Annotated in this window: 8 protein-coding genes; 7 read left to right on the forward strand and 1 reads right to left on the reverse strand. The window is 33.3% G+C overall.

The window, feature by feature from the left end; genetic code table 11:
* Nucleotides 1-110: 110 nt before the first annotated feature.
* From recG to OZP08_RS14085, 7 genes are all read left to right on the forward strand, one after another.
* Nucleotides 111-2219, forward strand: a complete 2109-nt coding sequence (recG, locus tag OZP08_RS14055; RefSeq protein WP_281322143.1) for an ATP-dependent DNA helicase RecG — start codon at nucleotides 111-113, stop codon at nucleotides 2217-2219.
* A gap of 331 nt (nucleotides 2220-2550) precedes the next feature.
* A complete protein-coding gene (locus OZP08_RS14060; RefSeq protein ID WP_268846714.1) occupies nucleotides 2551-3621 on the forward strand; it encodes an efflux RND transporter periplasmic adaptor subunit in 1071 nt (356 codons plus the stop codon).
* 85 nt (nucleotides 3622-3706) lie between these two features.
* The gene (locus OZP08_RS14065; RefSeq protein ID WP_281322144.1) at nucleotides 3707-6805 is read left to right on the forward strand and encodes an efflux RND transporter permease subunit; all 3099 of its coding nucleotides are present in this window, start codon (nucleotides 3707-3709) and stop codon (nucleotides 6803-6805) included.
* A 170-nt stretch (nucleotides 6806-6975) separates the two neighbouring features.
* Nucleotides 6976-8286, forward strand: coding sequence for a TolC family protein (locus OZP08_RS14070; RefSeq protein WP_268846716.1), 1311 nt, complete (start codon nucleotides 6976-6978; stop codon nucleotides 8284-8286).
* A 26-nt stretch (nucleotides 8287-8312) separates the two neighbouring features.
* Nucleotides 8313-9176, forward strand: a complete 864-nt coding sequence (locus OZP08_RS14075; protein WP_268846717.1) for a bestrophin family protein — start codon at nucleotides 8313-8315, stop codon at nucleotides 9174-9176.
* Nucleotides 9177-9310: 134 nt separating this feature from the next.
* Nucleotides 9311-11731 (forward strand): phenylalanine--tRNA ligase subunit beta, encoded by a 2421-nt coding sequence (pheT, locus tag OZP08_RS14080; RefSeq protein ID WP_268846718.1) that lies wholly within the window; start codon nucleotides 9311-9313, stop codon nucleotides 11729-11731.
* A gap of 162 nt (nucleotides 11732-11893) precedes the next feature.
* Complete coding sequence (locus tag OZP08_RS14085; RefSeq protein ID WP_281323611.1) at nucleotides 11894-12421, forward strand: ExbD/TolR family protein; 528 nt, start codon at nucleotides 11894-11896, stop codon at nucleotides 12419-12421.
* A gap of 158 nt (nucleotides 12422-12579) precedes the next feature.
* Here OZP08_RS14085 and OZP08_RS14090 read toward each other — a convergent pair whose 3' ends face one another.
* Nucleotides 12580-14841 carry an OmpA family protein gene (locus OZP08_RS14090; protein ID WP_281322145.1) on the reverse strand — a complete coding sequence of 754 codons (2262 nt, stop codon included), beginning with the start codon at nucleotides 14839-14841 and terminating at the stop codon, nucleotides 12580-12582.
* Nucleotides 14842-14924 lie beyond the last annotated feature (83 nt).

A 14924-nucleotide genomic window follows, 5' to 3' on the forward strand; every position in this document is an offset into this window, starting at 1 on the left:
AAAGAATAGACTTAAAAACATGAAACTCTAACTCACAAAATCTATTTTCTAAATTCTTTACTCTATTCACTAAAAATATAAAATCTGCATTCTAAAATATAAAATCAATAATGTCTAATAATCTCCTAGAAACTCCCATAGAATATCTTAAAGGTGTTGGTCCCAATCGAGGTGCATTATTGCGTAAGGAATTAGGTATTTTTAAGTATGGAGATTTAGTCAATTTTTTTCCGAATCGCTATATCGATCGCACTCGCTATTATAAGATTAATGAACTACAAAATAATATTGCTGAGGTTCAGATTATTGGTAAGATCATCAATATTAAAACAGTTGAGTTTGGTCGCAATCAAAAACGATTGGTTGCCACATTTATAGATGATACCGGACAGATGGATCTGAACTGGTTTCAAGGCCACAAATGGATTAGAGAAAGTCTAAAGCTTAACGAAGTGTGTGTTATTTTTGGAAAATGCGCACAATACGGTAGTCAATACAGCATGGCGCATCCCGAAATCGAATTATTGAGCGAGCACCAAAAAAGTCTGCGTTCAGCCATGCAGCCTGTTTATCCATCTACTGAAACGTTGGCCAATCGCGGAATAACGAATCGTGTGGTAAACAAAATGATGCAACAATTGTTTCTGGAAACCCAAGCTCTGTTTAGCGAAACCTTACCTTCTTATTTAACTAACGAACTCAAGCTGATACCCAAAAATGCAGCTTTATTCAATATTCATTTTCCAAAGAGTGCCGAAATTTTAGCGAAAGCCCAATTCCGATTAAAATTTGAGGAGTTGTTCTTTATTCAACTGCAATTGATAACAAAGAATTTGATTCGGAAACATAAAATTAAGGGCTTTCCGTTTACCAAAGTAGGCGAACTTTTTAATGAATTTTATCAGAATCATTTGCCATTTGAATTGACAAATGCTCAAAAAAAGGTTATTAAAGAGATTAGAACCGACATGGGCAGCAATGCTCAAATGAACCGATTACTACAGGGAGATGTAGGTTCAGGAAAAACCATTGTAGCTTTTATGAGTATGTTATTGGCACTGGATAATGGTTATCAGGCCTGCTTAATGGCTCCAACCGAAATTTTGGCCAATCAGCATTTTATCGGACTGTCTAAATTGGCCGCTTCCTTGAATATCAACATAAAAATCCTAACCGGCTCTACCAAAATTGCAGCACGAAGAATCATACATGAAGAGCTGGAAAACGGAAGTTTGCAGATACTTATTGGTACACATGCTCTATTAGAAGACAAAGTAAAATTCCAAAATTTAGGCTTAGCTGTTATTGATGAGCAACACCGTTTTGGTGTTGAGCAACGCTCTAAATTATGGAAGAAGAATACTGTCCCGCCACATATCTTGGTAATGACAGCTACTCCTATTCCCAGAACTTTAGCGATGAGCTTGTATGGAGATTTAGATATTTCGGTCATAGATGAATTGCCTCCAGGCAGAAAACCCATTCAGACTGTACATCGTTTTGATTCTAATCGATTAAAAGTTTGGAAATTCATTCGGGATGAAATTGCTCTGGGACGTCAAATTTACATTGTGTATCCTCTGATTCAAGAATCGGAAAAAATGGATTTTAAAGATTTAATGGACGGTTACGAGAGTATTTCTCGCGATTTTCCACTCCCAAAATATTCAATCTCGATTCTTCACGGAAAAATGAAACCTGCCGAAAAAGATGAAGAAATGAAACGCTTCGCAGAAGGAAAAACCAATATTATGGTTGCCACAACCGTAATTGAAGTTGGTGTAAATGTTCCTAATGCCAGTGTGATGATAATAGAAAGTGCAGAGCGTTTTGGATTATCACAACTTCATCAATTACGAGGTCGCGTAGGCCGTGGTGCTGACCAAAGTTATTGTATCTTGATGACTTCCTTTAAATTATCAAGCGACAGCAAAACCCGTATGGAAACTATGGTGAGTACCAATGATGGTTTCGAAATTGCTGAGGTAGATTTAAAACTTCGTGGCCCGGGAGATTTGATGGGTACCCAACAAAGTGGTGTTCTCAATCTTCAAATTGCCGATATTGTTCGCGATAGAGACGTTCTGATTTTAGCACGAAACTATGCCATACAAATTCTGAAGAATGATGCTCCTTTACAAAAACAGGAAAACGCCATTCTAAAAGCCGTTTTCATCGAATTGACGAAAAAGAAAAACATTTGGAATTATATTAGTTGAGTTGCTAAGCTACTGAGCACCGACAAAGCAATGTTAGGACTAAAAAACAATCATTTTTTTTCGAAACCAAAAGAAAATATTATTCTAAGATTATCGGTAACTTACAAGCTTAGCATCTCAAAAACTTAGAAACTCACCTCTCCCCTATTAAACCTTTCAGTTTTTTGATTATCTAAGTATCTATGTACAAAGTAAATTTTTGCTTAATTTTAATATTTGTATGTACAAACGTTAAATAAAAATTAACAGCTCTATTTTTAACAATTCTAAAACCTAAATTTGTATTATCCTCATCAAAGGATTTTTTAAACTTCTTTTACACTCTTATAATATGAAAATAAAAAATGTTGTTTACACTTTATTGATAATCGGATTCGTTGGATTCATCGGTTATAGAATTTCTTCTAACAATGCAAAAAATAATGGTTCGAAAGATAAAGACCAAAAGGACAAACCAATTTCCGTAACAGGAATTGTAGTTCAACCAAAGACTTTTGATAACGACTTATCGCTTTCGGGTTCTATTGAAGCCAATGAACAAATCGAAATTCATTCTGAAGTTTCCGGAATAGTTGAAGGGATTTATTTTCAAGAAGGAAGCAATGTCACTAAAGGTCAACTATTATTTAAAGTAAATGATATTGAATTAAGAGCGCAATTGGCTCAAGCCAATACTAAAGAAGGTTTAGCTGCTGAAAATGAAAGAAGAGCTAAATTATTATTACAAAAAGAAGCAATCAGTCAAGAAGAATATGATATTGCAAGAGCTGACCATAAATCTACCCAAGCACAGAGTCAATTAATTAAAGCCCAAATTGCGAAAACATCAGTTCGTGCTCCATTTTCAGGAAAAATTGGTCTACGCGCTATTTCACCGGGAACTTATATAACTCCAACAGTTTTGGTAGCCAAATTGGTTAACAGCAGTAAATTAAAAATCACTTTTTCGATTCCTGAGAAATATGCTTCACAAGTAAAAACCAATACCGCTTTAAGTTTCACTGTTGAAGGATCTACTGAGAAATTCATTGCCAAAGTATATGCAATTGAACCAGAAGTTGCCGTTGCAACACGAACACTTCAAGTAAGAGCAATTACAGAAAACAGTCAAGGAAAACTATTACCGGGAACATTTGCAAAAGTGATATTGCCTCTAAGCACTATAAAAGATGCCATTGTAGTACCAACAGAAGCAATTATACCAGTTCAAAATGGTAAAAAAGTATACATTTCTAATAATGGAATGGCCAAAGAAGTTATGGTAGAAACTGCCACTAGAACTGATGCTACTATCTTGGTTCTTTCAGGCTTAAAAGTGGGTGATACTTTATTAACAAGTGGAGTTATGACCCTAAAAGATTCTACTAAGGTAAAAGTGGCTTTGGATATGAAAAAGCATTAGGAAAAATTCAAAGATTAAAGGATTTAAAGATTTAAAGATTAGATCAGCAGTCACAATTCATAATTTATAATTCACAATTCATAAAATGAGTTTATCCACATTAAGCATCAAAAGACCAGTACTTACAATCGTCATGAATTTAACGATTATTTTGTTTGGGGTTATAGGTTACACTTATCTGGGAGTTAGAGAATTCCCTTCTATAGATCCTGCTCAAGTTTCTATCAGAACCAATTATACTGGAGCCAATTCGGATATTATTGAATCCCAAATTACCGAACCTCTAGAAAAAGCAATCAATTCAATAGACGGAATCCGAAATGTAACCTCTTCTAGTGCTCAAGGAAGCAGCAGTATTACAGTTGAGTTCAATTTGGATAAAAATCTGGAAGAAGCGGCCAATGATGTCCGAGACAAAGTATCACAAGCAATTCGAAACTTACCACAAGATATTGATGCACCTCCTGTTGTTTCTAAGGCTGATGCCAATAGTGATGCAATTATTTCGATGACAGTACAAAGTGATACCCGAAACGCATTAGAATTGAGTGATTATGCCGAAAATGTTATTGGGCAACGACTAGAAACCATACCAGGAGTTAGTGGAGTACAGATTTGGGGACAAAAACGATATGCCATGCGATTGTGGATTAATCCAGAAAAATTGGCCGCCTATGGTTGTACAGTTGCAGAAGTTCGTGATGCCTTAAACAGTCAAAATGTTGAATTACCTTCTGGAAAAATTACGGGTAACAATACAGAATTGACAGTAAAAACAGTTGGAAATCTTTCAAAACCAGAAGAATTCAACAATATCATCATTCGATCAGTTGGAGAAAAAATAGTTCGTTTTAGCGATGTGGGTACAGCCGTATTGGGACCTGAAAATATCGAGACCAAAATGACTCAGTCAGGCACTCCCCTAGTTGGTGTTGCGGTTGTACCGCTTCCGGGAGCCAATTATTTGGATATTGCAAGTGAATTTTACAAACAATTTGAACGTTTAAAAAAGGATTTACCAAAAGACATTAAACTAAATATCGCTATTGACAATACCGTTTTTGTAAAAAAATCAGTGATTGAAGTAGCCGAAACACTTGGAATTTCAATCCTATTGGTAATATTGATTATCTTTTTGTTTTTTAGGGATTGGGCAATTGCTTTCAGACCATTAATAGATATTCCTGTTTCTCTGATAGCAACATTCTTTATTATGTGGCTTTTTGGATTTTCGATAAATGTACTTACACTACTTGCAATTGTTCTTGCCACAGGATTGGTTGTAGATGACGGTATTGTAGTTACCGAGAATATTTTCAAGAAAGTAGAAGAAGGAATGTCTCCTATTGAAGCGGCGATTAAAGGATCGAATGAGATTTTCTTTGCAGTTATTTCAATATCCATCACTCTGGCAGCAGTATTTTTGCCAGTTATTTTCCTCGAAGGTTTTGTCGGACGATTGTTTCGGGAATTTGGTGTCGTCATTGGAGCTGCTGTATTAATCTCAGCTTTCGTGTCTTTAACATTAACCCCAATGTTGAATGCCTACTTAATGAAAGGAGGAGAACAAAAAAAATCAAAATTCTATATTCGTACCGAACCTTTTTTTATAAAACTAAATAGTACTTATGCTAACGCATTAGAGTCTTTTATGAAAAGGAAATGGTTGAGTTTCCCTATTCTGATCGTTTGTTTTGGATTGATTTATTTGTTTTTCAATATTTTGAAAAAAGAAACTGCACCTTATGACGACCGTAGTTCTATTGTGATGTCTATTACCACACCCGAAGGATCTTCCTATGATTATACAGATCGTTTCATGCAGGAAATATCAAGACTGATTGACGACTCCATTCCTGAGAAAAAAGTAGCATTGGTAATCACTTCTCCTGGATTTATCTCATCATCTGTAAATAGTGGTAGAGTTCGTATTGCCTTGGTAGATCCGGACAAAAGAAAATTAAACCAAAAAGAAATAGCAGATAAACTCACCAAATGGACTAGCAACTATTCCGAAGCGAAAACTTCGGTAACAGAACAGCCAACGATTGCCGTGAATAGACGCGGTGGTTTACCAATTCAATATATTATTCAGGCTCCAAACTTCGAAAAATTAAGAGAAAAAATTCCGTTGTTTATGGATGAAGCTGCAAAAAGCGACGTTTTCTCTGTTACCGATGTGAATTTAAAATTCAATAAACCGGAAATCAACGTTTCTATTGATAGAGCTAAGGCCGAAAGTTTAGGAATTTCAGTAAAAGATGTTGCCCAAACCTTACAGCTTTCCTTGAGTGGTCAGCGCTTTGGCTATTTTATCAGAAACGGAAAACAATACCAAGTTGTGGGTCAGTTTGAGAGAGAAGATCGTTCCAAACCATTGGATTTGACATCTATGTATGTAAAAAACAATAAAGGAGAACTTATTCAGATGGACAATGTGGTCAAGATTGAAGAAGAAAGCAATCCTCCGCAATTGTATCATAATAACAGGTACATGTCGGCAACAGTTTTTGCAGGACTCGCTCCAGGCAAAAGTCTTAGCGAAGGAATTGATGCGATGAACGAAATCAAAGCTAAAGTGCTGGATGATTCATTTACCACCGATTTAGGAGGGGAATCCAGAGACTTTGTCGAAAGTAGCTCGAATACTTCATTCGCTTTTGGACTAGCACTATTATTGATTTTTCTAATATTGGCTGCTCAATTTGAAAGCTTTATTGATCCATTTATTATTATCCTGACAGTTCCGATGGCGGTAGCAGGAGCATTATTTTCGCTTTGGTTATTTAATCAAACCTGGAATATTTTCAGTCAGATTGGAACCATTATGCTGATTGGTTTGGTAACCAAGAACGGTATTTTGATTGTAGAATTTGCCAATCAATTACGAGAGCAAGGAAAACCAAAATTAGAAGCTATTTTAGAAGCTTCAGAATCAAGGTTACGCCCAATTTTGATGACCAGTTTGGCCATTTCATTAGGAGCATTACCAATTGCATTGTCTCTGGGAGCTGCGGCCACCAGTAGAATTGGAATGGGAGTTGTTATCGTGGGAGGTACAATTTTCTCTTTGATCCTAACTTTATTTGTAATTCCAGCTTTGTATCTAATGTGGTCCAAAGCCCGCAAACATTATCCAGAATTTGATCATATTGATGAATATGAACATGAGATAAAAAAATAATCTAAGTCTCTAAGTTACTAAGTCTCTAAGGTGCTAAGATTTAGGAAGTCTTTTAAGAATATATATCTGCAAAAGGAAATAGTAACAAACGAGTGTTTAGAAAAAAATACAAACTTAACTTAGAATCTTAGCCACTTAGTGACTTAGTATCTACCTTAAAAAAAATAAATATGAATACCAAACTGTTTCTTAAAAGCTTCTTGCTGTTTTTCCTTTGCTTTTCAACAGGAAATGCACAAGAATTGCTTACTCTTGAAAATGCCGTTAAAATTGCATTAGAAAACAATTATGAAATAAAAATTGCCGACAATAATTTAAAAATCAATCAAGCTAATGTAGCCATTGGAAATGCTGGAATGTTACCATCAATAAATGCAGTAGCTACAGATAATAACAGCATCTTGAATACTTCTCAGACCCGATCTGATGGAACTACAGTAAATTTAAAAAATGCCAAAAACAATAATTTGAATTATGGTGTTGCTTTGGATTGGACCATTTTTGACGGAATGAAAATGTTTGCAAAATACGATCAGTTGAAGGAATTGCAAAACATGAGCGACGCTCAATTGAAAATGACCATAATCGATAAAACGAGTAGTGTCAATTCTGTTTATTATGATTTGATACAAGAGCAACAAAAATTATCTGATTTGGATTCTACAATTGTAATTTCCCAAAAAAGATTAGAATTCACCAAAAACAGATACACCATCGGAAAAGGATCTAAACTCGATGTGCTAAACGCTCAAGTCGATTTGAATACGGATTTGGGTAACTTATTAAAAGAAAAGCAAACTTACGCTAATGCCAAAACGCTTTTGAACCAAATTTTAGCACGTGATCTTAAAACTGATTTTAAGGTTTCCGAAGGTATTAAGGTAGATAGAAAATTACAGTTGGCAGAACTAATTGCATTGGCAGAGAAACAAAATCCTGAATTAGAAATGCAAATTATTAATAAGAAAGTATCTGAATTAGAATTGAAGCAAATCAAAGGAGAGCGTTATCCAACGGTTAAACTAAACACCGGTTACAATTTCAATGATACAAGATCAAGTCTTGGTTTTACAACTCAATCTTCAGCACACGGTTTAAATTATGGTTTTTCGGCCTCTTTAAATTTGTTTGATGGTGATGCCCAAAACAGAAATGAAAAAATTGCTAAAATGCAAGTTGACAATTCTAGACTATTAATTGACCAACAATTGATTCAGCTACGAAGCAATTTGACTGTAGCCTTCCAGATTTATTTAACCAATTTGGATTTGATTGATTTAGAAGAAAACAATACTGCTATTGCTAAACAAAATCTTGAAATAACAGCCGAAAAATTCAAAATTGGAACCATTACCTCTGTCGAATTTAGAGCAGCACAATTAAATTATATCAATTCAAAAATTCGTTTGAGCAGTGCACAGTTTCAAGCGAAGTTGTCCGAAATTACATTAAGAGAATTAGCCGGAAATCTTAATTTTTAATTATTTTTGATGCCAAAAAAGACAGAATGATTCCATACAATCCTAAAATTTGGTTCGCTTACATCTTTCGCCTTCACAAATCGGATACATTTAGAAATTTATATCCATTATTACTTTTAATTGCAGTTTACTCAGGTGCAATAGCTTATCTTGAGATTGAATATTTTAAATTAAAAGATACAAGCCAAGTCAAAAACCTTTATGTAATCCATACAACATTAGGTTTTGTAATCTCTTTGCTATTGGCTTACCGAATCAATTCGGCCTATGACCGTTGGTGGGAAGGACGTAAATTATGGGGAGCTTTGGTCAATAACAGCCGAAACCTTGCCATCAAACTTTCTGTTATGCTAAAGGATGAAAAAGATTTGGCCTATTTTAGAAAGTTAATTCCAAGTTATGCTTCAATGCTAAACAAACATTTAAAAGATGAAGAAACAAGTATGCAATTGTTTGATCATGTTGATTTAGTATTGGATCATCACAAACACCGACCGAATCAAATCGCTAAAATGTTGTTTCAAAAAATAAATGATTTGTACATTACCCATAAAATATCGGGAGATCAGCTTATCATTTTAAACAGCGAAATTCAATCTTTTACTGATATTTGTGGAGCATGTGAGCGTATCAAAAACACACCAATACCCTACTCCTACAGTACCTTTATCAAAAAGTTTATATTTATTTTCGTCTTAACTTTACCTTACGCTTATACATTTATTTTAGGGTATTATATAATTCCGGTAGTGTCTTTTATATTTTATGTACTAGCTAGTATCGAATTAATTTCAGAAGAAATTGAAGAGCCTTTTGGATACGATGATAACGATTTGCCAACAACAAAAATTTCAGAAAATATTAAAAAACATATAGAAGAAATATTATAAATTTCGTACGAAAAAATTTGCATGATTGGGACAAATTTTGGGACAAACTAACTTTGAACCTCACGAAACATTGATTATATTTGCGCCCTAGTCTGTATAGCGAACGGACGAAGTAATCTTGAAAAAAACATAAAATGAAAATATCTTACAACTGGTTAAAACAGTTCATTAAAATAGATTGGAAATCCGAGGAAACATCAGCATTACTAACAGATTTGGGTCTTGAAGTAGAAGTTGTTGAAAAATACCAATCGGTAAAAGGAGGACTAGAAGGAATCGTTGTAGGACATGTGCTTACTTGTATTCCACATCCTGATGCTGACCGCTTAAAAATCACTACAGTAGATTTAGGTGATGGAGTTCCTTTGCAAATTGTGTGTGGTGCCAGTAATGTTGATGCAGGACAAAAAGTACCTGTTGCAACAATTGGAACCGTTTTATATGATAAAGAAGGAAATACATTTACCATAAAAAAAGGAAAAATCAGAGGACAAGAAAGCCATGGAATGATTTGTGCCGAAGACGAATTAGGTCTTGGTGAAAGTCATGACGGAATTATGGTTCTTGACCAATCTATTCCAGCAGGAACTTTGGCATCTACTGTTTTCAAAATTGAAAATGATGAAGTTTTCGAAATTGGGTTGACACCAAACCGTGCAGATGCAATGAGCCATTTAGGAACTGCACGTGACTTAAGAGCTGGATTTTTACAAAGAGGAATCAATGTAGAGTTGATTACTCCATCAGTAAGTAATTTTAGAATTGACAAAAGAACTTTAAAGATTGATGTTGATGTCAAAGAAATTCAACTTGCACCTAGATATTGCGGAGTTACGATCTCAGGTATAACTGTAAAAGAATCTCCTGAGTGGTTAAAGAATAGATTGAAAGCAATTGGAATCAATCCAAAAAATAATATTGTAGATGTTACCAATTATGTTTTACATGATTTAGGACAACCACTACATGCTTTTGACGCATCAAAAATAAACGGCAAAATCATTGTAAAAACACTTCCAGCAGGAACTAAATTCACAACTTTAGACGATATCGAAAGAACTTTGCATGAAGAAGATTTGATGATTTGTGACGAGAAAGGACCACTTTGTATTGCTGGGGTATTTGGAGGAAAGAAATCTGGCGTAACAGAAACCACAAATTCAATCTTCTTAGAAAGCGCTTATTTTAATCCTGTAAGTATTAGAAAAACGGCTAAAAGACATCAACTAAACACAGATTCTTCTTTTAGATTTGAAAGAGGAATCGATCCAACCATTACTGAATATGCTTTAAAAAGAGCAGCTTTATTAATTCAAGAAGTAGCTGGTGGTGAAATCACTTCAGATGTAATCAACATTTATCAAAAGAAAATTGAGGATTTTACAGTATTCTTAAATTTTAAAAATGTTGCAAGAATCATTGGTCAGGAAATACCAAAAGATACGATCAAACAAATTTTAGCTTCATTAGAAATTAAAATAAATAGTGTTTCTGATGCTGGTTTGGGATTGGTAATTCCTTCTTATAGAGTTGATGTACAAAGAGAAATTGATGTAATCGAAGAAATTTTAAGAGTTTACGGTTACAACAATATTATTTTTTCAAAAAAATTAAATGCAACAGTTTCTAATTCTCCACGAAATGAGGATTACAAAGTGCAAAACATTGTAGCTACACAATTGAACTCTTTAGGGTTTCATGAAATGATGGCTAATTCATTGACTACAGCTTCATATATTCAACTTTCTGAATCGTTAAAAGAAGAGTACAATGTAACAATGTTAAATCCGTTGAGTAATGACTTGGCAACGATGCGTCAGTCTTTACTGTTTTCAGGATTAGAAGCCATATCTTATAATATTAACCGTAAGAATGCTGATTTAAAGTTATTTGAATTCGGAAAATCATACCATAAATTCCTTGCTGGTTACGGAGAAATCAAACATTTGACTCTTTTTCAAACTGGTAGCAAAAACAAAGAAAATTGGACAAATGCACAAAAACCATCTGATTTCTTTTTATTCAAAGGCTACGTAGAAGGTGTTTTATCTAGATTAGGTATTTCAAAAACAAAAAGCTTACCAGTATCTACAGATGTTTTCTCTGAAGGAATTGCTATTGGTTTAGGAAATGATACTTTGGTAGAATTTGGAGTAGTTAAGAAATCAGTTTTAAAACATTTTGGAATCAAACAAGAAGTTTTCTTCGCTGATTTTAATTGGGGTTCTGTTTTGAAATTAATGTCAAGCAAAATAAAATTTACTGAAATTCCAAAATATCCTGAAGTTCGTAGAGACTTAGCTTTGTTATTGGATCAAAATGTAACATATGACAGTATTTACACTATTGCCAGACAAACAGAAAAATCGTTATTGAAAGATGTCAATTTATTTGATGTATATGAAGGACAAAATTTACCAGAAGGTAAAAAATCATACGCATTGAGTTTCACTATTCAAGATGATACTAAAACTCTTGAAGATGCTCAAATTGACAAAATCATGAACAAGCTAATTAAGAATTTCGAAACGGAGCTTGGAGCTAGTTTGAGATAACCTATCATATTGTTTCTATAAAATACAAACTCCCAATCCTAAAATTTTAGGATTGGGAGTTTTTTATTCTCTTAATTTAATTTTACATGAATTTAATTAATGTGAAATTTATTATATTTATATCCACCGGAAAGCATTTTACTCATTGTATCTAAAATTAAGATTATGGAAATTAACAGAAAAATAAAGAGTAAAAAATTAAACGTAAGAGTTGATCTAACCGCTATGGTTAGTGTTTCTTTTTTGCTGATTATATTTTTTATGCTAGTTGGCGAATTGTCAAAACCGAAAACAATGGACTTAAGCTTACCTGATAATGGAGATATAAGATGTGGACCAATAGCTTGTTATAAAGGAGATCGTTCATATACAATTTTATTAGATGATAACAACAAAATGATTACTTATATGGGGTTGTTGTGCTGTCCTATTGAGAATCCAAAAGAAGTTAAATACGGCAAAGAAGGAATACGTAAAGAATTATTTTACATTAATAAAAAAGTGCATGAACATTCAGCCAGCATAGGAAAACCCAATAATGGTGTAATAGTATTTATTAAACCTAGTAAAAAATCTAATTATGGTAATTTGGTTAATATTCTAGATGAGATGAAAATAGCAAACATAGATTCTTATACAATTATTGATTCTTATACTCCTGAAGAAACAAAATTACTCGCATCAAAGTAACTTGAGATAATCTTTGTTAGAAAATATAAAATCCCAATACTGTTTTATAATAGTATTGGGATTTTTTTTATGCTTAAAATCAGCTTCTTCTCTCCTTTTATGAATATTCCATCTTTGGCAAATTCTTAATTAATGTTTTGAGCATAAGTAGAGCTTGTTTATAAATTCTTAATCACAAACTCACTTCTTCTATTTAATTCGTGTTGCTCTTCGTCACAAGAATCTTCTGGAATACATTTTACAATTGGCACAGACTCACCATATCCTTTGGCAAGAATTCTCTTTTTAGGAATTCCTTGTTCTAAAATATAATTTCTTGTAGCATCGGCTCTTTTTTGAGAAAGATCTGCATTGAATTTATCATTACCACGATTGTCTGTATGCGAACCAATTTCAACTACCATTTCTGGATATTTGTTCATTAATTCAACAACACGATTCAATATTTTTTTAGATTCTTTACGAATGTACCACAAATTGTAATCAAAATATATTGGATCGGTTTTAATGATTAATCGATCTCTATCTTTTACAACATCTTTTTCTGCAGCAATAATAGCAGCCATTTTTTCTTTTTTCTTGACAGCTGCAATTTCTTTTTCTTTTTTGTCAGCAGCCAGTTTGTCTTTTTTCATTTGCTCTTTGGCCTCCAAGTCTGCCAATCTTTTGGATTCAAGAGCAATAGCATCATCTTTTTTCTTTTGCTTTAACTCATTGGCTTCGGCAATCTTCTTTTCTTTAAGAGCAATCGCATCCGCTTTTTTCTTTTGCTCAAGAGCAACCAATTCGGCAGCTTTCAGTTGTTGCGCCAAAAGTAAATCGGCAGCTCTTTTTTGTTCAAGCGCTACTTGCTCTTCCTTTTTAATAATCTCCAGAAATCTAATTTCCAAAGAACCATCATTCAATTTATTTCTTTCACTCGAAATCTTGAGAGTCTTAGAATTCTCTGTATAATTTTCTTTGGTTGCAAATATGGAATAATTTGCTTCGCATTCAACAGTAAAACTGAATTTTCCATCTATAGCCGTGATTGCTTTTTCAATTTCCTGATTCTCGCCATTCTTCAAAATTACACTAGCATTTTCTAAAGCAAGATGAGTATCTACATCGGTAATAATACCAGCTATATATTGTTTACAATCTTCTACAAGCAAATCTTTTGTTTCCTTCAATGAATAAATATCATCTTTCCCTTTTCCTCCTGGTCTATCTGAAGAAAAGTATCCCTCTTTGCTCTCAGAATCTACATAATAAGCAAAATCATCATAACCTGAGTTTACAGGAAGTCCAACATTCAAGACTTTAGAAAATGAATTATCTTGAATTTCTGAAACAAAAATATCCAATGCTCCATAACCTTCATGCCCATTTGAAGAAAAATACAATTTATTATCATCTGAAACAAAAGGAAATTGTTCTCTTCTTGGAGTGTTTATTTTATCCCCAAGGTTAATTGGTTTTCCATAAACTGAACCATCTATTGATACACTAAAAATATCAAAAGAACCTAGTGTTCCAGGCATGTCAGACGCAAAATACAATGTTTTTTCATCCGGACTTAATGCAGGATGTTCTACGGAATAATCAGGACTATTGAAAGGCAATGCCACAATATTGGTCCATTTATTTTTCACATACTCAGCTCTAAAAATTTGAATGTTAGATATTTTGTCTGCATTCTTCCCTCTCCTACCATTAGTAGAATTGTTTCTGGTAAAATACATGAACTTACCATCCTTTGTAAAAATGGCATTCGATTCATGCATAGGCGATTTCAAATCTTTTGAGAAATAAGATACAATAGAATCATTTTGATTTATGTTTTTTAATGGAATACTAACTATATTCAGATACGATTCATTATTCCATTTATAGGTTTTATCAAAAAGATTTGGTTTCTTTTTAACTGCCGCAAAAATTAAATTATCTCCTAAAATAGTTGTTCCAAACTCTGAATTGGCAGTATTTAAAGCTAAATTGCTAATAGTATATCTTTCGCCAATAGCAGAAACATTTTTTAAGTTTTTGATTTCACTATCCATTTTTTTTAAAGCTTCATTGTTATTTGAAGCAACAAAAAAATTGCGCATGACTTTTTCTGCCTCAGTATAATTTCCTTTGGCCTTCAAAGTTTGGGCATATCGAAAATAGAATTCCTCATTGAGTTCTTTACCAGCACTATTCGCTAAAAGAGCATATTGTTCTCGAGCTTTATCATAATCATTGGTAAAATAATAACAGTCTCCTAATTTTTGAATTATTTCTGCAGTTTGATTTTTTGAACTTACTTTTTCATACAACGGAATGGCTTCGCTATAATACGTTTTCTCAAATAAACGATTCGCTCTTAGCAAATCCTGTTGCTGAGCTTGTATGAATTGGATTGAAAATATGATTAGGAGTATATATATTTTTTTCATGTGGAAATAATATTTGTTTTTTAAAGGAACATGGTCGCCATCATAAATTATATTTTGAAAATTAAATTTTGGCGAATTCATTT

The sequence above is a fragment of the Flavobacterium aestivum genome, from assembly GCF_026870175.2.
Lineage (GTDB): Bacteria > Bacteroidota > Bacteroidia > Flavobacteriales > Flavobacteriaceae > Flavobacterium > Flavobacterium aestivum.